The sequence below is a fragment of the Pseudomonadota bacterium genome, assembly GCA_039028935.1.
Lineage (GTDB): Bacteria > Pseudomonadota > Gammaproteobacteria > Steroidobacterales > SZUA-146 > SZUA-146.
Genome location: JBCCHD010000005.1, coordinates 143556 through 165263, shown reverse-complemented (window position 1 = coordinate 165263; position 21708 = coordinate 143556). Strand labels below are relative to the sequence as shown.

General features: G+C 53.9%; 18 protein-coding genes. All 18 read left to right on the top strand.

All coding sequences use genetic code 11. From position 1 onward, the window contains the following. Positions 1-27 precede the first annotated feature (27 nt). The 18 genes from AAF465_04285 to AAF465_04200 all read left to right on the top strand — a co-directional run bounded on the left by AAF465_04285 (position 28) and on the right by AAF465_04200 (position 21637). On the top strand, positions 28-516 hold the full coding sequence (locus AAF465_04285) for a hypothetical protein (protein ID MEM7081928.1): 489 nt from the start codon (positions 28-30) through the stop codon (positions 514-516). A 258-nt stretch (positions 517-774) separates the two neighbouring features. Then, positions 775-2274 carry a tetratricopeptide repeat protein gene (locus tag AAF465_04280; GenBank protein ID MEM7081927.1) on the top strand — a complete coding sequence of 500 codons (1500 nt, stop codon included), beginning with the start codon at positions 775-777 and terminating at the stop codon, positions 2272-2274. A gap of 164 nt (positions 2275-2438) precedes the next feature. After that, positions 2439-2849 carry a hypothetical protein gene (locus AAF465_04275; protein ID MEM7081926.1) on the top strand — a complete coding sequence of 137 codons (411 nt, stop codon included), beginning with the start codon at positions 2439-2441 and terminating at the stop codon, positions 2847-2849. A 372-nt stretch (positions 2850-3221) separates the two neighbouring features. After that, complete coding sequence (locus AAF465_04270) at positions 3222-5228, top strand: DUF1800 family protein (protein MEM7081925.1); 2007 nt, start codon at positions 3222-3224, stop codon at positions 5226-5228. Positions 5229-5245: 17 nt separating this feature from the next. Beyond that, positions 5246-6637 carry a DUF1501 domain-containing protein gene (locus tag AAF465_04265; protein ID MEM7081924.1) on the top strand — a complete coding sequence of 464 codons (1392 nt, stop codon included), beginning with the start codon at positions 5246-5248 and terminating at the stop codon, positions 6635-6637. A 300-nt stretch (positions 6638-6937) separates the two neighbouring features. Next, complete coding sequence (locus AAF465_04260) at positions 6938-7732, top strand: dockerin type I domain-containing protein (protein MEM7081923.1); 795 nt, start codon at positions 6938-6940, stop codon at positions 7730-7732. 319 nt (positions 7733-8051) lie between these two features. Then, positions 8052-9191: a serine hydrolase domain-containing protein gene (locus AAF465_04255; GenBank protein MEM7081922.1), complete on the top strand. Its 1140-nt coding sequence runs from the start codon at positions 8052-8054 to the stop codon at positions 9189-9191. Between the two features lie 49 nt (positions 9192-9240). Next, a complete protein-coding gene (locus AAF465_04250) occupies positions 9241-9849 on the top strand; it encodes a hypothetical protein (GenBank protein ID MEM7081921.1) in 609 nt (202 codons plus the stop codon). A gap of 142 nt (positions 9850-9991) precedes the next feature. After that, a complete protein-coding gene (locus AAF465_04245) occupies positions 9992-10522 on the top strand; it encodes a sel1 repeat family protein (protein ID MEM7081920.1) in 531 nt (176 codons plus the stop codon). A gap of 640 nt (positions 10523-11162) precedes the next feature. Next, a complete protein-coding gene (locus AAF465_04240) occupies positions 11163-16610 on the top strand; it encodes a PKD domain-containing protein (GenBank protein MEM7081919.1) in 5448 nt (1815 codons plus the stop codon). 95 nt (positions 16611-16705) lie between these two features. After that, positions 16706-17053, top strand: a complete 348-nt coding sequence (locus tag AAF465_04235; protein ID MEM7081918.1) for a helix-turn-helix transcriptional regulator — start codon at positions 16706-16708, stop codon at positions 17051-17053. Further along, positions 17050-17589, top strand: a complete 540-nt coding sequence (locus AAF465_04230) for an SRPBCC domain-containing protein (GenBank protein MEM7081917.1) — start codon at positions 17050-17052, stop codon at positions 17587-17589. The genes AAF465_04235 and AAF465_04230 overlap by 4 nt, the downstream gene beginning before the upstream one ends. Positions 17590-17601: 12 nt before the next feature. Further along, the gene (locus AAF465_04225) at positions 17602-18147 is read left to right on the top strand and encodes a DUF5655 domain-containing protein (GenBank protein ID MEM7081916.1); all 546 of its coding nucleotides are present in this window, start codon (positions 17602-17604) and stop codon (positions 18145-18147) included. Positions 18148-18215: 68 nt separating this feature from the next. Beyond that, positions 18216-18512, top strand: coding sequence for a hypothetical protein (locus tag AAF465_04220; GenBank protein MEM7081915.1), 297 nt, complete (start codon positions 18216-18218; stop codon positions 18510-18512). A gap of 38 nt (positions 18513-18550) precedes the next feature. Continuing rightward, complete coding sequence (locus tag AAF465_04215) at positions 18551-19240, top strand: hypothetical protein (GenBank protein MEM7081914.1); 690 nt, start codon at positions 18551-18553, stop codon at positions 19238-19240. Between the two features lie 150 nt (positions 19241-19390). Beyond that, positions 19391-20362 (top strand): hypothetical protein, encoded by a 972-nt coding sequence (locus AAF465_04210; protein ID MEM7081913.1) that lies wholly within the window; start codon positions 19391-19393, stop codon positions 20360-20362. Between the two features lie 92 nt (positions 20363-20454). Further along, a complete protein-coding gene (locus tag AAF465_04205) occupies positions 20455-20865 on the top strand; it encodes a hypothetical protein (protein MEM7081912.1) in 411 nt (136 codons plus the stop codon). A 190-nt stretch (positions 20866-21055) separates the two neighbouring features. After that, positions 21056-21637 (top strand): potassium channel family protein, encoded by a 582-nt coding sequence (locus tag AAF465_04200; GenBank protein MEM7081911.1) that lies wholly within the window; start codon positions 21056-21058, stop codon positions 21635-21637. Positions 21638-21708 lie beyond the last annotated feature (71 nt).

The window sequence follows — 21708 nt, the reverse complement described above, 5'->3', positions numbered from 1 at the left end:
ATCATCGTGTAGGAGAGTGAGAGCCCCATGTATTTTATGTGCTTTCAGGGCGAGCTCCTTAGGCGCTATTTGAACTGTCGACGTGCACTTGTCTGCCTGGCGGTTTTTACTTTTCCCGTCTTCGGTTCAGCGCTGAGTCCGTTAACGCTCGACCAGTCAGGTCAGTTCGGTTTGGACAGGGGTGCTTATCAGCTTAAAGTCGAGCTTAACGCCGATAATTATCGGCTATCGCATTTTGAGCTCTACGTCGATCAAAAGAAAATCCCAATAGGGGTGGTGAGCTTTTCGCACATTGCCCATCTTAGGCTTTCGTCGGTTAACGCCAGTTTGGGTCGAGGAGAGTGGTTGGTTGCCGAGAACGGAGAGACGCTGATTCCAGGGTTTGGTGTGCTGACGCTTTCTTTTGGTGCGGCCTCTGAAGACTGTGCACAATCCGATGCGGTAGTCGAGATCACAGTGAATACGTTCGAGGAATACGCATGGGCGGTGTCAAGTTATTGCCGTGATGTCGAGTAGAATGCCTCAGCCTGACGCTTGCGATATGGTCGGAGTGCGGGATGAGAGCACTGGGCGGAGAACGTGTGTCTTCCATAGTGTGTCTGTTAATGCGAACCGCCAAAATGCCAGTGAGTGAGCGGGACGTGAGTTCGTTTAACAGCAGTCATTCGTCACTGATTCGGAATGTAATATAGAGTCTCCGAGTAAATCATAATGAGAATTATCCTTTCAAGACTCGGCCAACTTTCTGTTCTGTGGTGTGTTGCGCTTCAAGCGTTGGGCGCCAATTTCGAGCCATATGAGCAGGAGTCTTGGATTGAACTCAAATCCGACAATTTTATTCTTCATACGTCGTTGAACCATGACAGAGCATTGGAGCGCCTGCATCAGTTTGAATTGATCCATCATCTGGTTTCACAGCTGTCGACAATCGACGTCGGAAACGGGGCAAAACCGACCCGAATTCTCCTGCTGGAGGACAAAACCGGGCTCAGACAGCTGGGCGTAGATTCCCGCTACGGTGGTGTGTTTTTAGAGAGTCTGAGAGAGAATTTGATTGTCATCAGAGACGCCAGGCTTCGCTATATGCATGAGGAGGTGCACTACCTCTATATTAAGCATCTACTCACCGCAGCAAGTTCAGAACCCATTCCAACGTGGATCACAGAGGGCATCGCTCATTATCTGCGTACGTTGACGGTCAATCACGCCGACAAAACAATCAGAATGGGTATGTTTTCTAGATTTGATGATAACTGGGCAAACTCGGTTTGCGGCTGGGCGTCAGTCCGTGAACTGCTAAACAGTTCGACGAACTTAACCTGTGATTCGGCTATCCAAGCGGATTGGCCGTTCCGAGAGATACTTCAGATACCAAAGTTACGTCGTAAGCTCGGTGATTATCTCACGCGATTGAGAAATGGCGAGAGTTCGGTGGCCTCCTTTTCCACTGCCTTTGACATTGATATTGATGGATTCGAATCTCAATTGGCGAAGTATTCGAATAAGAAGTCCATCGACACTTGGTTGTTGGATGTCAGTGACTTTCTGACACGGCTGAAAATCCAGTCTACAAAAATGAAAAAGTCACATGTTGCACTGATGCTGGGGAAAGTGGCATTGCAAACCCGCCAAGTGAATGCCGCTCGCCACTGGTCATCGATGGCGCTGAGTGATGCCGAACTGCGCGGTGAGGCGCTTGCTGTCCTCGGCATGAGCAGCCTGTATGAAAAAGACGTTGATGCCGCCGACACACATTTCAGTGAAGCGCTTGAAATCGATCCTGAGAACGTACCGGTCTTGCTCGACACGGCAAAACTGTGGCTACGCAGAGGCTTCGATGAGCGTGACACAGAAATTCGGCAGCAACACCTCGCTCGAGCACGTTCAATAATCGGGCGCGCATGGAAGATAGATGACACCGAGCCGGAAGTCTATGCACTGTATGGACGGAGTTTTATACTACAAAAAGACTATAAGCAGGCGTTGGACTCGCTTGAAGCAGCTGTTCGAATGCAGCCGTCCCACGCGGGTGTCATTTTAGACCTCGCCCATAGTTATCATAAGCTAAATCGTGAATCGGATGCCGAGCAATTGTTTGATACGGTGGCGAGAATGGCGCACTTTGATTTTACACAGCGCTCACCGTTTAATGATCGTAATTCGTATGTTTCAAAAAACCTGGGTGATCCGGGCTGGAAATTACGAAAGCGAAGCGCGGTCCCTTACTATTCCGAACGCAGCGCCTATCAGGACAGAATTGAATTTTGGTACTAATGTGCGCGCTCACTAATCACAAGAAGTGTTGGGCCATGGATGTTGAATGATTGCAGTGTGTTGGTGAAGTACGTGGTTGTGTTATGCGATTTCTCAATCAGACCAAGAAACGGATCGAGCCACAGTGCTCAATGGGAAGATGGAATCGTAACGGGAGCGAAACAATGAAATTACAATACAGTGTCTTAATCATGGCGTTTTTTCTGATGCCACTTACCGTTGCGGATCAGGCCGACGCCGAGCGTGCGCTTGCCGCTATGTTGACGGATGCAGTTAGGGAGGTGAACGCCACGACGCCACAGCTCATCGATGAGGAAACGCGATTGGATTCGGCGGCTACCTTTCGTAACTACATCATTTATACCAACACGATGGTGAACTACAGCGCCGATCAACTCGATCCGGCGCTCTTCAAGCCTATTATCCAAGGAACGGTGATTGACACTTTGTGTGGCAATAAGCAGTTGGTGGGCTTTGTCGATTTGAAGGTCGTTATGGTTTACCGCTATTTAGGTAAGGACGGAAAATTTATTGCCGAATTGTCCAAGGACATGGGGACGTGTGCGAGGTCATAAGCGACTAACCCGACATCGGGAAACGAGGCGAGCACGTGCGACTGGCGCGGTTCCGCGACGCGTAACGATAGAGGTTTGACGACTGTTCCTGCCTCGAGGCAATAACGAATCGGCGCGTCCGCGGCGGTGAACGCCGCGAATTGTCTTTGTCGGCACCGCTTTGGTGAGAACACAAATAATAATTCAGATGGTGCAAATAATTGACGCCACTGGAAAAGTTCATTGAACACTTGGATGCAGCGTCGCCGTTTGGAAACACGAGATGGCATCGCCGCATGTCTGAGCGCAGTTCTTATGCAAGGATAGTGAGGCACAACGCTGTGATCGACGCCCGATTGAGCTTAGCAGTCGGGTTCTTTGGGGGAACATACTATGACCGGTCTTCGCGCCGTCAATCCATACCTGTGCGTCGCGCTGGTGTGCGTACTTTCTGTCTGGGCACCGCGCGTGCTTGCCGTGGATACCGACTCGGATGGCATCGACAATGCCACCGATAATTGCCTGCTTATTGTCAACGCCAATCAGCGCGATACCGACGCCGATGGATACGGCAACTGGTGCGACGCGGATTACAATCAAGACGGCACGACCAATTTTCTGGATTTGTCGTTACTCCGATCCGTGTTCGCGGACGCGGAACCATTTGCGGATCCGCTTGCTGAGCATGTGGATATGAATGGCGACGGCGTGGTCAATTTTCTCGACTTAGCGCTGTATCGCGATTACTTTCTGCAGCCTCCTGGGCCCGCCGCCAGCGCTGAGCCCTTTAATGCCAACGACGCGGCGCGGTTCTTGGCCCAAGCCACGTTTGGGCCGAAGCAGTCAGAAATTGATGCACTGGCCGCCAGTGGTGATATCGAAGGTTGGATTGATCAGCAAATGATTATTCCAGCCAGTAATCACGAGGCGGTCACTCGCGCGGCTGTGCCGCCCATGTGTTTTGGCTTGTCGCTCAATCTAGGTATGGACGGGTTTTTTGTCGTGCCACGGGAAGTGGCGTGGTGGCAGATTGTCATCGAGAACGATGATCAACTTCGTCAACGCGTCGCGTTTGCGCTAAGCCAAATTCTGGTGGTCGGCGATAGTAGTGATCTGATCGCCGGCTCGCAGTATGGCATGGCGAGTTACTACGACATGTTGGCCAGCCACGCGTTCGGCAACTATCGCGACTTACTCGAGGACGTAACGCTTCATCCGATTATGGGCATTTTCTTGAGCATGGTACGCAATCAGCGTCCCAACCCGGCGCTCAATATTCGTCCTGACGAAAACTACGCCCGCGAGCTGCTTCAGCTTTTTACGATAGGGGTGCACGAACTCAATCTGGATGGCACCAAGGTACTCGACGGCGAGGGCAATCCAATCGCCACCTATGACCAGACGGACATTGAGAACTTAGCGCGCGTCTTCACCGGTTGGAATTTTGAACGCATTGGCTGGACAGAATGGTTTGGCTTTTCCGATCGCACCAAGCCCATGGAGCCCTGGGAGGTTTACCACGACACGGATGAAAAGACGCTGTTGAACGGGGTGGTTTTGCCGGCGGGTCAAGACACCCAGACCGATCTGGATGGCGCGCTCGACAACGTGTTTATGCACCCCAATGTCGGCCCGTTTATTGGCCGACAACTGATTCAGCGCTTAGTCACCAGTAACCCAACGCCTGGGTATGTCGAGCGCGTTGCGTCGGCGTTTAATGATAACGGCGCCGGTGTGCGCGGTGATCTGGGGGCAGTGGTGCGCGCGATCTTGCTCGACCCAGAGGCGAGATTGGGTCATACCTACTTGCCCGACTCCTATGGAAAATTGCGCGAACCCTTGTTGAGACTGTCGCATTTGCGGCGTTCAATGTCCTCGATTCCGCGTCAGCTCATCGGCAACTTTTTTACGGGGGTTGAGTGTGGCGAGCCGGCCTACAACGTGTATTACTCGCAATTTGGCTCCATGATTCAGAATCTCGGTCAGCAAGCGCTGCGGTCGCCATCGGTGTTTAATTTTTATCAGCCGGACTACTCGCCGCCGGGACTCGTCCGAGAAGCGGGCCTCGTGGCGCCTGAGTTTCAGCTGTTTGTGGCAAGCATCGCGCAGTCCACCGGCAAGATTATTGCCTTTGAAGCGCAGAATAACGGTTTTTGGGGGCCAGGTAGCATGGAGCTGGATATGACCATCCCCATCGGTTTAGCGGCCGATCCCAATGTGCTGCTCGATTATTACGACACGATTCTGATGGGCGGCAGCATGAGCATCGGCATGCGCGACACGCTGATGCAGCATATGACCGATGCCAGCTTGCCGGCGGACAGTTCGCTTAACGAAACGAGAGCACGTGATGCACTGATGCTCATTGTCATGTCACCCGAATATTTAATTCAGCGCTAAGGCACAAGGAGAACGATATGGCACAGTCAAAACGCTATTCTCGTCGTCGCTTCTTGCGCAATATGGCGCTGGCTTCCGGCGGCGCAACGCTGACGGCGACCCACGGCAAACTGGGGCTTATGCGGTCGGCGCTCGCCGCGACCGGTAACTACTCCAACCTGACCGACTACAAGAGCTTGGTGTGTGTCTATTTGTTTGGCGGTAATGATGGGTTCAATATGTTTGTGCCCAATACCACAGACGAATACGACCAGTACGCCGCGATTCGCGGCAGCTTGAGCATTCCTCGAGCATCGCTGCTCACGACCACCGGTGATCAGTTTGGCTTTCATCCTGCGATGCCGAACGTGCGTGATCTGTACAACAGTGGCCGCATGGCTGTGTTGGCGAACGTGGGCACGATGCTTGAGCCGACCACACGCGAAGGCATTCAAAATGGCAGCGCGGTGTTGCCGCCAGATTTGTTTTCGCATAGCCACCAAACGGAAATGTGGCATACCAATAAACCGCCCATCGATGGCATTACGCAAGACGGGTGGGGCGGTCGTATGGCCGATCTACTCGAAGAGGCCAATTCAAATCCGCTCGTGCCACCGACGTTTACGGTGTTCGGTCAAAATAATTGGCAGGCCGGGAGTTTTACCGAACAGTTTGCGCTCAACACGTTCAATGGCGCCGAACCGTTTCTGTTTTTGACCGACAGTGGCACACTGCCTTGGGAGGCCAGTCGTGCTCAAGCGTGGAATCAACTATTGAGTGCCTATGACAGCAACATACTCGTTCGTGAGGTGGGGTCATCGTTCTCACGAGCCCGAGACCAAATCGCCGAAGTGACCGCCGCGCTGGATCAAGCACCTGCGATTACCACTGCCTATCCGGCGAATAACTTCTTTGCGGCGCAGATGAAGGTCGTCGCAGAAATGATCGCGGTGCGCGAGATCTTGGGCATGAAGCGCCAGTTGTTTTTCGTTGGAATTGGCAATTGGGACACACACGGTAGTCAACTCGTGGTGCACGATCGCAATCTTGAAACGCTCGACGCAGGACTAAAGAGCTTTAATGACACGATGGACGAACTGAACGTGGCGGACTCGGTCGTGAGCTTTACCATGTCAGAGTTTGGTCGAACGCTGACTGTCAATGGCGACGGCACCGACCATGCCTGGGGATCCCATGCGCTGATGATGGGGGGACCGGTCATCGGTAATGCTGTCTACGGCACCATGCCGCAGTTCGTGTTGAATGGTCCCGACGACGTTGGCGATGACGGGCGCCTGATTCCCACCACGTCGCTCGATCAGTATGCCGCCACATTGTCCAAGTGGATGGGCATTGAGCCCTCAGACATCGCTCAGCTCTATCCAAATGTGGCCAACTTTGGCACATCAGACCTGGGCTTTTTGACCTGACCGAAAGTCGTTAGTGATTTGGCGCTGCCGCTTGATTTGTCGCGTGTTACGCCAGGGTCTGCCGCACCAAAAACCGGCGATACTGTCGGCCGCGTTGTATCCTGGCGCGTCTTTATCTGGCGCCGGTTGAGTACGAGGCGGCGCTCTGACGCCGGTAAAAATCAGTCATCAAAACCGTCGTGCGCGTCGTATCGACCTGACTGAATAGAGTCGAGACATCAATCCATCTTGACTTCCGAAATGAGAATCATTAGCGTTTAACAGACTGATTCTAACCAGACGCTTGTTGAGGCCTTCACCATGATCTTTCGACGCACACGCATCCTTGTAACACTGGGATTTTTCGCCTGGCTCATGCCAGCAACGTTTGCTCAGACCGTTTGGGACAGCGGCACATTCTTCTTTGAGAAACCCAACAACGTACCGACAACCGTACGCGATGTGATTATCCCAGAGTCGGTCGAACTTACTCGAGATATTGTGCAAGGTCTTTACAACGCAGCTCAAGAAGATGGCTATGTATTCGATGTGTCGCCTGCCAACACCGAATGGGCCTTTGATAACCTCAACGGCAATGGCGATGTGTCCATCGAGAACTTTGCCACACTCAATTACGCCGATTGGCGCAGCGCGACGCGGTTTGTGCCAAGCGCTCCGCCATTCCCACCGGCCACCGTCGACATCGATGGCGTGTTGCGCCTCGTTGATGAGAATATTTATATCGCGATTACGTTCACCTCTTGGAATGTCGGTTCCGGCGGTGGTTTTGCGTATGTGCGCGCCGCCGGTCCTAGCGGTGGGGTCGATTCTGATGGTGACGGCGTTGGGGACGCAAGCGACAACTGCGTGGACGTGGCCAATGCCGATCAACTCGATGTCAACATGGACAATATTGGCAACGCGTGCGATCCGGATCTGGATGACAACGGTGTGGTGAACTTTCTAGATGTGAGTCTGTTTGCGAGCGCATTTGGCGCAACCGGCCAACAGGCGGCGGATTTCAATGGTGACGGTGTCGTTAATTTCCTTGATTTTGCCATTGTGTCTGGCTTTATTTTTGGTCCGCCAGGGCCGAGTGGACTCGTTGGCCCCTGATGCCAGTGGTGCAAACCCGCGTTAGTGCGTCGTGCCAAACGCAAAGGCGTGCAAACCGCGCAGGCGTGCAGGGTGGGGAGCGTTGTAGGCCGTTGAACGCGCGGTATCGTGTTGCAATCTGAAACGCGCATGTCTGCACCGATGACGCTGCGTATTTGATCGCGCGAAGGATTACGCAGTAAGATCAGGCCTATCAAATAGTTCGTCCGTTGCGGGTCAGATCTCTCACCGATGCCAATTTTCGTTGCCGTGTGTGAGACATTAGGTGCCAGTATCGCAGCGTCCGAGCACCATCGATGCCAGGCAGGAGGCCACAATCGTGAAACGTATTCCGATGCTTGCGTTACTGTGGGTCGTGGCGGGGTGTGGGACTGCCCTACACACTGACCAGAACGCGCCGGTGTCGACCACACCCGAATCACGCGCCTTTGCAGAAACGCTAAAGTCGCTACGTACTACCCACCGTTTACCTGGCTTAGCCGTTGCCGTGGTGCAAGATCAGACAGTGATTTTGGCCGACGGATATGGTTTTGCCGACAGCGATCGCACCGTGCCGATCACGGCAGACACGCCGTTTTGGACAGCATCGGTGACAAAAACATTCGTGGGACTGGCGTTTTTGCATCTCGAGGTAGAGGGCCGTATCGATCTGGACGATCTGGCGGCGGAAACGCCCAACTTTTTGCGCCTGTGCAAATGGCTGGCCAGCACGGCGCTGCCGTTCGGTGACGACCTTAAGTGTGATGCCCCGATCACGATTCGCCATATTCTCAATCATCAAGTGCAAGGAGAACCGGGTACGGCGTTTTTATACAACCCAATTATGTACTCGCGATTGTCACGCTATTTGGAAGACAAATTCGGCGAGGGCGTTGATGCCGTGGAAGGACGTCACAATATGCTCGCGCAAACCATTGATCGCACGATTCTCGATCCGGCGAACATGACCAACACGATGGCCAGTCAATGGGATGAGCGCAAGCCAATGGTGTATTTTCGAATGGCCAGAGGGTTTGGCGTGAACGATCAAGGCCGCCTCATTCGACGCCCGTCGCCCGGACGCCATATTCCAGGCGGTGCGGGTCTGGTTTCGTCGGTGTCAGATTTAGCGAAATACGATATTGCTATCGATAAAGGAATCATTGCTCCACCTACTATAAAAGCCAAACTGTTTGCGCCCGCACCGCTCAACGATGGCACAAGCAGCCCCTATGGGTTTGGCTGGTATGTGCAAGACTATCGCGGTGTGCGGCTCAACTGGCACTCGGGTTGGGATGAAGAGGCCGGATACTCGGCGTTGTATTTAAAAGTGCCGGAGCGCAACGTGACGTTGATCTTGTTGGCAAATGGTGAAGGTTTATGGTGGGGTAACCCGCTGGATAGTGCCGAAGTGGAGAAGTCGCCCTTTGCGCAGGCGTTTTTACAACGATTTGTTTTTGATCAATCGGTAACGCGGTAATGAAGAGCGTGTCGTTTAAGTATTGGTGTTGCGGGCCGAGCGTGACACGATGAAGGCGTTTGTATCGGTTGCCGCTGGCGTTGTTCTGTTTGCGTTGTCGTTGATACAAACAGGAAGCTGGGCGCAAGTTGATCCAGCGTGGCTGGCCAGCTGGAACGCCGCACAGGCCAGTCGTCCACTCACCGTGTTGCCGCAGGCGCGCATCGCCTCTGACGAAGAGCCCGGCGTGCCACTTGTCATCTCTGGCCAAGTGTTTACGCCTGACGGCCGCCCGGCGAGTGGGGTTGTGGTGCACGCCTATCATCGTGACAGTCAGGGGTTAGAGTTTGACCCGCAAGTGGACCTGCCGGCGGCTTGGCGACTCCACGGTTGGGCAAAAACCAATGCTGAGGGTCGATTTGAGTTTGCGACTATCCGACCCGCGCCGGACACACAGGGTCGTGAGGGTGCCCATGTGCACTTCACATTGGCGTCAGTCGCGCATGGACGTCAATGGGCATCCAAACTGTTTTTTTCGGACGACCCTCTGGTGTCGCCGCGCGAGCGAGATCGATCGCGGCAAGCCGGTGAGTTTGGTTGGGTACGTGATGTTCAGACGATTGATGGTGTGCAACTGGTCACCATCCATCTTAAGCTCAAAGAGCGTGCCGACTTCTGAGTATCGACGCACACAAGCCGTAGGCTGCGTCAGACGTGTTAGTCGTCTTGGCGTCGAATGATCACCGATCAAAGCGGTTGCGATGCTAACCACACGCCGTGTTGTTTGCGGCAAACAAGCTTTAGCAACAAGGGGAAAATCAATGAGCAAAACACTACTGGTGTGCATGATGTTCGCGCTCAGCTCGGTCAGCGTATGGGCTAAAGAAGACTGCGGACCTGAGGCCATCGGCGTGACAGAAGAGGCCCTGGCCCAGAAGTATTTCTACACGGGAACCTGTCATTTTCGAAACAACGATTACGCCGAGGCCGCGCAGTCTTGGACGAAGCTTGCGAACTTAGAGAGCGTGAATGCGGATGATCAAAGTTTGCAAATCGATGTGCTCAACAATTTGGGTTACCTGTTGTTCTTCGGCTATGGGGTTGAGGCGGATCAACGCGAGGCACTCAACTACTGGCACAAAGCGGTGGGGCTCGGTCACGATGAGTCGGAATATCATCTGTGCCATGCGTATGGTGATGCGGATGAAGCGACGTTTGATAAAGCAAAAGCGCAGACACACTGTGACAACGCGTTTTCACTTTATAGCAACATGACGGACATGAATGACGACCACAAGACGATTCTCAAGCAGATCACATTTTATCGAAACCAGGTCAATGAGCCGAAGTGACACGCGCAAGGGTGTATGAGAATTGGTCTTAACCGTGCGTTAGCAATACGAGGCGCGGCTGAAACGCCAAAGCGATCCGGCAGGGCATGAAGCATTGCAAATAATACCGTTTAGATTCGGACACCTACGAATATTCGCAGTGGCTGCATTGGCCGCACACAACGAAAAACCGCACCAAGAAGCTGCGTGACGTATCCAGTGCGAGCTAGACTGTTTCTTAATTGTCCGTACATAATTTGACGCAAGCACCAGGCATCTGCTTAGATGGGGGTCGGTGCTAGCGCCATTTGAGTGCTGCTATTGCGCTGGATCGAATGATAATAAAGGGTGAATCCTTCTCTTCACGAATGGGAGTTGACGCAGGTATCGCGTCGTATCGCCGACCGACACATCGGACGGCACACAGTCATAACGGGCTCTGACAGCCCGGTCACACTGAAGCAAGAACGGATTCGACAATTTGAGCCAGGGAACGACAGGTCAAACCGCCACAATCGTGCGCGGTTCGCCCCGCAAACGCAATTGCGGCAATCAATAAAGCAATCGTTGACGTGTTCGCCAACCGGGTCGGTGTGATCGCAGTGGCGACGTGCGATTCGTGTGCATGTGTTCATCCTAAATCAACCTTGGGGGGCTGAGTATGAAAGCCGTTAAACTAGCGAGCCACGCGCTCTTGATTCACTTTATCTTTCTCGTGACAGTGTCGATGGCTCAAGCCACCGTTCAAGAGAATCGCATGCCGGTAGCCAACGCCGGTGTTGATCAGGTTGCGTCAGTGGGCGATGTCGTCACGCTTGACGCCGGCGGATCCACCGACCTAGACGGTGATCGGCTTCAGTATTCATGGGTGCTGCACACACCCACCAATAGTCGGTCTGTTCTCAGCGACCCCACAGCGCTCCGCCCCTCGCTGACCATCGATACGCGAGGTCGGTACGTGGCCGAGCTTCAGGTTACGGATGGAAAAACGCGCAGCATCGCCGATCGTGTGATCATCCAGACAGGAAACGTCGCCCCGGTGGCGGTCATCGACCACATGACGGATGGCGCGACCGGTAATGTGATTGAGCTCAGCGGCGATCATTCCTTTGACGCGAATGGCGACGCATTAACGTATTCCTGGCGCCTGCTGGATGCGCCGGCCTCAAGTCGATCCGCGCTAACCTCAACAAACGACGCGAAGGTGTTCTTTGTGGCGGATATCAGCGGTGCTTACGCCGTTGAGCTCACCGTCAACGATGGGCGACTGCACAGTGAATCCACCGTACTGCGCCTCCATACGAACGGCGTCGCGCTCATTGCCAATGCTGGGAAGAACCGGAGTGTGTACGCAGGCACCCCAATGCAACTGATTGCGCATCATGAGGACTCCGCCACTACCGATCTGAAGTATGACTGGTCGCTACTGCATGCGCCGGCGGGCAGTGCGCTGACCTTGACTCGCGCCAGTCACGCTGAGTTGCGTTTTCAGACGGACATGCCTGGGCACTATGTGTTTCAGCTTATCGTGCGTGATGCGACCGGTATGAGTGAGCCGACCACCGTTGTCGTCACCGCGCACCCAGTGCCTGCCCAGGCTGGGCCAGCGTTGCGAGGTGGTGCCGATGTGGACGGCGATGGCGTGCCGGATGACGTGGATAACTGCGCCGAAACACCTAACCCCAGCCAGCTCGATACCAATGGCGATGGTTTCGGCAACGCGTGTGATGCGGATATCGATAACGACGGTTTTATTACCAACTTTGGCGATCTTGTGCTGTGGGCGGCGGCGTTTAACTCATCGCCAGGGCAGCCGAACTGGAACCCGGATGCCGACTTCAACGGCGACAACTCAGTGAACTTTATTGACCTGTTTATCTTCCAAGGCTTCTTCTTGACCGCACCCGGTCCGGTTGTGAACCGCTTTACGAATCCGCTAGGTGGCTCGTGGCATGACCCGGCCAACTGGTCGCTGGGTATTGTGCCCGACGCGCGGCACTCCGCGCGTATCGAGATTGGTGCTGGTGTGTTGGTTACCTACGACACGGGCGCGTCGGAAGTCGATACGCTGCGCGGCGATACCGAACTGAGTTTTGAAGGTGGTGATCTAACGATCAACGGCGCGATGCAAGTTGATGCTCCGGTGACGCTGTCTGGCGGTGGCTCGATCCGAGGAGCGAGTATCGGCGCGCCGACAACGGGGGACGAATGGATCGTCGCGATGTTCAATCAATTTACCTTGAGCAACGTTGACTTGGCCCCCGATATCACTATTGAGAATGGCTCGTCGCTGTTTATCGATGACGATCTTACGATGGTGGGTAACGCTCGCATCACATTGGCGAGCACCGGATCGGGTACTTTTTTGCGTTTTCGTGGGCAATCTGGCCCGTCATCGACGGTGGATGGACAAGGTGAATTCGTATTCGGTGGCACAGTCTCCTTTGATACGGGCAATCAGATCGAGGTCTTCAACAGTGGCGATAACCTTATTCTGGGGTCGGACATCACGATACGCACCGACACCGTGGGTGGTCGGTTAGACCACCGGTTCAATAATGGCGGAATCACGATCGACGGCACGGTGACGTCGAATGTGTTGAATCGAACGTTCTCGATCGATGCGGCGCCGCTGGTGATGTCCGGTGCGCTCAATGCAGCCAACTCGGCGGTGCTGGAGGTGTTTTTCCGTGATACTGGAGGCGAGTTAACGTCCACCGCTGTCGCATCGGTGGAGTCAGACGGTGAGCTCAGGCTGCGGGGTGACTGGGACAATAACGGCACCGTCACCTTAAACACCGGCGTACTGAGTGTTGATGACGACTACACCCTCGCGGACTTTGGCTCTGTCTCAGGCGTCGGAACATTAGAGCTCAACGGTACGCTCGACAACGCTGGTATGTCGCTGGATTTTGGCAGCGATTTCCCGCCTGTTGACGTGACGCTAAACTCGAACCTGACGATCATCAGTGACAGTATTATTTCGACGCCCGTCACCATTCCGATGTTTACGTCAATCACCTTCGATATCAATACGCTCGAAGCGGATGTGACCATTGAGAACGGCGGCGCGCTGTTTCTCGACGGCGATCTGACGATGGTGGGGGGGGCGTCGATCACGGTGGCCAGTACCGGGTCGGGTACCTTTTTGCGCTTTAGAAGTGAATCGGGTGTGTCCTCGACATTGGATGGCACTGGCGAGCTGGTGTTCGGAGGTACGGTAACGTTCGATAGCGGCAATATTATCGAGGTGTTCAATAGTACCGAAGCGTTAGTGTTAGGCCCGAACATCGGTGTACGCAGCGGCACGGCAGGTGGTCGTTTGGATCATCGCTTCAATAATGGCGCGATCGCTGTGCAAGGTAACGTGACGTCTAACTTACCTGGTCGAACCGTGAGTGTGGATGCCTCACCACTGACCGTTTCGGGATCCTTGGAAGCCTCCAACGACGGGATCCTGGATGTGTTCTTCCGCGGGGTAGGCGGCGAACTTACATCGACTTCCACGACCTTGGTAGAAACGGGCGGTGAGCTTCGGCTGCGCGGTGACTGGGATAACAACGGCGCGATAACGCTCAATGATGGCACGTTGACGCTCCAAGATACGTACTCGCTCGCTGATATCGGCAACGTGTCGGGCACCGGCACGCTCGAACTGTTTGGTACGCTGGACAATATGGGCATGCCGCTCGATTTCGGCAGTGATTTGCCATCGGTAAACGTCGTCTTTGGTAACAACGTAACGATTGTGAGCGACAGCATCACAACAACGCCGGTAACGATTCCCACCTTCACGTCGGTGACCTGGGATATCAATACGCTCGAGACCAACGTGACCATCGATAACGGCGGATCGCTCTTCATTGAGGATGATCTCACCTTGGTCGGCAACCCCAGTATCACCATGGCCAGCACCGGCACCGGCACATTTTTGCGTTTTGTCGGTGACGCAGGGCCTACCTCGACCATTGATGGTACGGGAGAGATCGTGCTCGGAGGTACCGTGACCTTTGACTCCGGTAACCAAATTGAGGTGTTCAACAGCGGCGATAACTTAGTGCTTGGACCCGACATCACGCTTCGCAGCGGCACAGTGGGTGGTCGCCTTGATCATCGTTTCAATAACGGTGGCATTACCGTGCAAGGCAGTATTGTCTCGAACGTGTTGAATCGCACTGTCGCGATCGATGCGTCACCGCTGATTGTATCCGGCGCGCTTGAGGCATCGAATGAGGGAGTACTGGATGTTTTCTTCCGCAGTACTGGCGGTGAGCTGACGTCAGTCTCGACGGCTCAGGTTGAGACCAATAGCGAGCTTCGGCTGCGAGGTGACTGGGACAATAACGGCGCAATCGTGCTCGATACCGGTACGCTCACGGTGCAGGACAGTTATTCGGTGGCGGATATCGGTAATGTGTCGGGTATCGGTACGCTTGCGCTCTTTGGCACCGTCGAAAACACTGGCATGTCGCTCGATTTCGGCAGTGATTTCCCACCAGTAACCATCATGTTGGGTAACAACCTTCGGATCGAGAGCGGCAGTATTGTTAACACGCCCGTCACGATTCCAACGTTCACGTCCGTCACGTTTGACATCGATACGCTTGAGGCGGACGCGACGGTGGAAAACGGCGGATCGTTGTTCATTGACGACGACTTGACGCTGGTGGGGAACCCCGCCATTACCGTCGCTAGCACCGGCAGCAGCACGTTCCTACGCTTTCGGGGCGATGCCGGTCCGAGTTCCACAATTGACGGTACTGGCGAGATTGTTTTGGCCGGTAGCGTCACGTTCGACACCGGTAACCAGGTCGAAGTATTTAATAGCGGGGATGAGCTGGTTCTCGGGCCAAACGTTACGCTACGCACCGATACAGTGGGCGGTCGTATTGATCATCGCTTTAACAATGGCGGCATAACGATTCAAGGCAATGTTGTTTCCAACGTCATGAATCGCACAATGACCTTTGAGGCAGCGCCGCTGGTCATTTCGGGACCGATGGAAGCCTCAAACTCGGCCGTGCTGGATCTGCGTTTCAACAATACCGGTGGTGAACTCACGTCCACCTCTACCGCTTCGGTTGAAACCGGTGGCGAACTTCGATTGAGAGGCGACTGGGATAATAACGGGGCGATCACGCTGAATTCCGGCACGCTGAGTCTTCAAGATACGTATACCGTCGCGGACATTGGTACGGTTTCGGGTACGGGCGCACTGGCGTTGCTTGGTACGCTGGATAACACAGGTTTGACGCTCGATTTGGGCTCGGATCTGCCGCCGGTTGATATTGAGTTAGGCAATAATCTGCGCATAATCAGCGGCAGTATTACCACGACGCCGATCACCATTCCTTCGTTTGTCTCTGTGACCTTTGAGATCAACACGCTGGAGACAGACGTGACGGTTGAAAATGGCGGGTCGCTGTTTATCGACGATGACCTGACGTTGGTGGGCAACCCGAGTATTCGGCTCGAAAGCACAGGCACCGGAACCTTTTTGCGTTTCAGAGGGGAGTCCGGACCGACCTCCACGGTCAGCGGCACTGGTGAAATTGCGTTTGGCGGCACCGCCTCGTTTGATTCCGCCAATCAGATTGATGTGTTTAACAGCGGCGACGATCTCATTTTAGGGCCAAACGTCACATTACGGACCGATACGATTGGCGGCCGATTGTTCCATCGCTTTAACAATGGTGGCATCACTATTCAAGGGAATGTTATTTCCAATGTCGCTACCCGAACCGTTAATTTGACGGCGGCACCGCTCACCGTAGAAGGCAGTATTGCGATAGGTGCGGGCAGTGTGGTTAACGCAACATCCGATTACACACTGGCCGCTTCAGCGGCGATTGATATTGACGTCGGAGGAACCGCAACGAGTGACTACGGTCGCTTCACCGCGCCCGGTCGAGCCGCGACGTTGGATGGCGCATTGAATCTGTCGTTAGTCAATGCGTTTTCACCCGTGCTCGGTGATGCCTTTGAAATTCTGACGTTTGGTTCCGCGAGCGGCACGTTCGCAACCGAAACGGGCACTGGCTTGGGAGGTGGGCTGATGTTTGATGTGAACTACAACCCACAAGACGTGACGCTAGATGTAATCAACTAAGCGTATCGTGTGTGATCGAGTGTACGGAGGCAGGGTAACTTGCCTCCGTATTTTTTTGCCTTGACAGTGGGCATATGATGTAATAATGTAATTACATGATTACAGAAAAAGAGATGGATGCACTTTTTCATGCATTGGCGCATGAAACTCGCCGCGTCATTCTCGATTTGCTGCAAAAAGCGCCTGGTCAAACAGTCGGCAAGCTGGCTTCTCACTTCGATGTCAGTCGTATCGCCATCATGAATCACTTGGCTGTCCTTGAAAACGCGCATTTGGTCGTGAGTGAAAAAGACGGTCGGTCCCGCAAGCTCTATCTAAATTTGGTGCCGATTCAACTGATTTACGATCGTTGGAGTGATACCTATAGCCAACACTGGGCTGGCAAACTCACCGCCATCAAACACGCGGCGGAGCTCGCTGCAAGAAAAGAGGAGTCAAAATGAGTGACGATAAGTCGGTATACAAAGTCATCATTAATGCGCCGATCGACAAAGTGTGGGCGGAGCTTGTCAAAACCGATGAGGTGCTGCCGTTCTTCTTTGGCGCGGTGTGCAAATCAACCGGGGATCTGACGGTGGGCGCGCCGATCGCTATGCAAACAAAAAGCGGCAAATACCGCAGCGTGGTTGGCAAGGTGCTTGCATTTGATCCGCCCTATCGCTACGCGCATACGTTTAAGTTCACCGGCTATGATGACCCGCCCTGCACCGTGACCTACGAGCTCAAAGAGGTCGAGGAGGGGGTGGAATTTTCGCTTATCACGACCAATGTGCCAACGGATACCAAAACCGAAAAGGGTATGGCGCAAGGTGGCAAATTCATTGTCGACACATTCAAGTCGGTAGTGGAAAACGGCCAGCCCTCTTTCGGAGGCCGGATGATGCTGAGTGTGATGGGACTGTTTGAACCCTTTACACCCAAGGTCTCACGATCGGAAAACTGGGATTTTTCAACCATTCTTAAACTCAACTCGGATTAAGGGAGAGTCGCTATGGCTGTTTCACCCTCGGACCAGCTGAACACCATGCTTAAAAATATTCCGGAGAAGACCGGTAAGACGCTCAAGCAGTGGAAGGGTTTGATCGCAAAGGCCGATGTGATGAAGCACGGTCAAATTGTGAAATGGTTGAAGACCGAGCATCAGGTGACGCATGGGTTTGCTAATCTCATCACCAGTGAGTACCTCAAGTCCGATGAAGAAGGCGATCTGGTCGCCGCTCAATATGCGGGCGCAAAAGCCGGGCTAAAGCCCCTGCATGATGCGATTGTCAAGTATGCCGAATCGCTTGGAAAGGACGTTGAGCTGGCGCCAAAGAAAACCTCCCATAGTCTTAGGCGGAAAAAACAGTTTGCTTTAATTACGCCCGCAACCAAAACGCGCATCGACTTGGGGTTGGCACTCAAAGGAGATGAGCCGACCGATCGATTGGAGTCGTATAATGCCATGTGCTCGCATCGCGTTCGCCTCGAGTCGTCTAAGGACTTTGACAAGCAGGTGAAAGGATGGATGAAAGAGGCATACCAACGCGCTGGGTAACGGGCTCGCGGTGCTTCGCGTGGTAATATCCCACGATCATGCATCAAAAGAGTGTTGTTCGAGTCATCGTGGTTGCATTTTTACTGCTCGCCTCGTACTTTGGGTGGGTGGCGATGGATCGATATCAATCTAATCAAGAGACCATGCCGCTGCCGCTCATGTCGAATGAGTCGGGGATGAAAGAGAACGAACTGGAGACCACGTTACGGCTAGAAGTGGTGTTCATCAGTGCGGTGGCGATCGTTTACTCCGTTTTTGCACTGGCGCTGTGGCTGAGGGCCCCAATCCGCCCGGCTCGTCGAGACCGTCGACGGGCGCTTGAGACGGCCGACTGTGTGAATGATAAGAACGACAAACAAAACTGAATGGATCAAGGAGTGACGTCATTGTTGGAGTCGGACGGATGATGTGGCGCGTGGTCGGTTTCGCAGCCCTAATTTGTGCTCTGCAGGGGTGTGCCACCACCCAAAACGGCACAGGCAAAGATGGGCCAGCGCGTGATGACACCGCGATACGATTGCCGGTCGAATACTATGCGGATGAGTCCTTTGACGAGGTTTATCAAGGCGTTGTTCCTCCACAAAAAGTGGCGGTGTTGCCGGTTGTGCCTGGTGCGCTGGTGGGCGTACCAACCAAAAATATTGACCTGAATGGACCGATCGATGATCAGGATGTGCTGAAGCTGTCGCTGGCAGCCGCTGTTGATCGCGCTCGATCGGCCTCCATCCCCAAGCTCGAATCGCCATTAACGTCAGGTATGTTGATCACACCGTCCGACACGCGGTTCGCCCGGATGGGATCCTTTCTGTTTGACGCTGTATCGGGTGAGCAGCTTGGGGGCGCGGGCTTTATCGATATTGCGTCTCAGCACTTCTTGCTGCTTACCTACTTTGATCAGTCCTGCATTATCACCGGCGAATCACGGTATCCAAACGGCACTGTATGGCGATACAACGTCAAGATTCCCGCCGCCGGATTCCACTGGATTGAGATAGACACTACATCGTCGTCATATGTGTCCGTTCTGCGCACGGTAACGGGCAAGGTCTCGCCCAAATATGTTGCGGTGATCCAAGGCCAGGTGGAGTTGTAGCGTGAGCGCGCTGTACACCCACGCATGCAGCCGAGTACCTCTAAGCCGGTGTATTCCGACAGGCGAACAGGGGGCTTGCGTCCGTGCACGCGACAAAGTGCTCATTGATTTTGCGCTTAGATAAGCACGCGTTCATAGTGGGAGTTGGTTGTGAAGATCGACGCACTTTCTGAGCTGATGCCAACTGACGGGCGTTTTCCAAGGCCCGACTGGCAGTCTATTGAACAAGCGTTAGACGACGTCGCAGACGATGCCGTTCATGAGGCCTGGTGCGAAGTCGGGCGTGTTTGGCTTCGGCAGGTGGCGCAGGCGTGTGGTCCGGACTATTCGGTTTTTGAGACCGAGAATTTTTTGATTTTGAACTGCCTAGACGATCGTCCATCCGCGTCGATTGGCGCGTTTATGGAGCGTTCGCGAGCCGGTGTTCTGTCCATGCTTGACGGTATTGGGCTTGACGGGGGGGCGGGGAAGAACGTGGTTCTGCTGTTTGGCAATGATGAGCTGTATTACGATTACATCGCGTACTTTTATTCGGAGGGTGAGCACCCCATGAGTTCGGGTGTCTTTATCAGTCATTACTATTCGCATATGGCGATTCCGCATTTTGATATGTATGAAACCGAAGCTACCTTCGCTCATGAATTTACGCATCGGTGCTTGAGTCATCTACCGATTCCACTTTGGCTTAACGAAGGGTTGGCGGTGACGCTGGAAGACGAGCTGTGCGGCAGTCGACCGATTCGAATGGATAGTAAGCAGCTTGAAAGACACAAACAGTTTTGGGATGCGCAGACCATCCAGGAGTTTTGGAACGGCCTGTCGTTTGGTCGCATCGACGAGGGCAATGAACTGAGTTACGAACTGGCACGATTTTGCATCAAAGCGCTGGCGCAAGACGCCCACCGGTTTACGGGCTTTGCCAATAATTCGACTTATGAGGATGGCGGAGAGGCGGCCGCGTTCGCGTTTTTTGAGGGCAGTTTAGGCGGACTGCCGTATCAGTTTTTTGGCGACGGTGATTGGAGCCCGAAGCCGGATGAGTGGTCGTCCGCCGAGGCGGAGTCCGATCAGTCAGTTCATCGCTCGGGAAGTACTGGTCGCGATGCGAGGGACGATGGGTAGTACTGTTTCGTCCGCTGCCACTCCTCAGGTATCGGGGGGGCGGTTATCATTGAGTGGCGTGCGGAACCGTTTGAAGGGCGGAGAAGGCAGTGTTGAAAGGAATTAAAAGCGTACTGGCAGTGCTTGTCGGGATCGCGATCGCGGCGGGGCTTTTTATGGCGGTTGAAGCGCTGAGTGCTGTGCTGCATCCGTGGCCGGACGATTTTAGCGGATCGTTTGAAGAAGTGGCGCGACAGGTTGAATCCTATCCAGCCTGGGTGCTCGTGCTACTCGGCGGTGTGTGTTACGGCGCGATCATGCTGATCTGCACCTTTGTGGCCGCTCGCCTGGGGCCTGACCGGCATCCAGGGCATGGCTACGCGGTGGCTATCGTGCTGTTTGGATTAGTCGTTTTTAATCTCACGATGCTCCCCTATCCGACGTGGTTTTGGGTGTTGTCGATGATCGTGCTGCCCCTTACTGCGTTGGTGGGTACACGGCTTGGGAGTGGTGCGGCCTATTGACGGTGCGATTTGTTTCTCGGTGGCACGCGCCAATTGGCGCAATGGACGATTTATGACTGTAGTGGGATTCGTGCACATTGCGGTGAGCTCGGCCAGATGAGCTAGGCCTGATGAGCTAGACGAATGAGTATAGAGACAGGTTGTTCAAAACGGATGGCTGGAAGCAGGTCGAGCTCGCTCAGGAGATAACATGCCTAGAAGAATTGCACACAGCAGGATGTTTCTGTTGTTTTCTATTGTGATGATCGCTGTTCTGCTGGTGTTTGCTGTGGCGGTCATGCAATCGTCCAAACCGGGCCTCACAATGGATGTAGACCGGCCCGTTGTGCCGCTGCTATTGGCCTCCCTGCTTGTGAGTGTCGCAACCGCACTGATTATGTTTGCATTCCATTTCTATTTCTGCCGCTTAGTGTTCGTGGATTACCTGCAGCGTTCGAATGTGACCTCCTTTCGGATTGCGTTGGCAATGATGGTGATGTTTACGATTCACTTACTCGAAATGCAGATCTATGGATTGATCATGTTTGGCCTAGCGCACGGCTGGCAGGTAGGTAGCCTCGAGGGGTTTAGCACCGGATCATTGGCGGATTTCATCTATTTTTCAATCGCGTGCTACACATCACTCGGGTTCGGTGATATCTATCCAACGGGTGGACTTCGCTTGTTTGCTGGCTTGGAGACGCTCTCAGGACTGCTCATGATCGGATGGACGACTGCGCTCTTTATCGTCACCCTGCATCCAATTTGGCTCGAATCGGTTGATAGAGACTAATAGCGGGTGCTTCTGATCTCCTTAATGGCCGCTTGATCAGAAGCACCGCTCGCTTAGCGCACAGTGTGCAC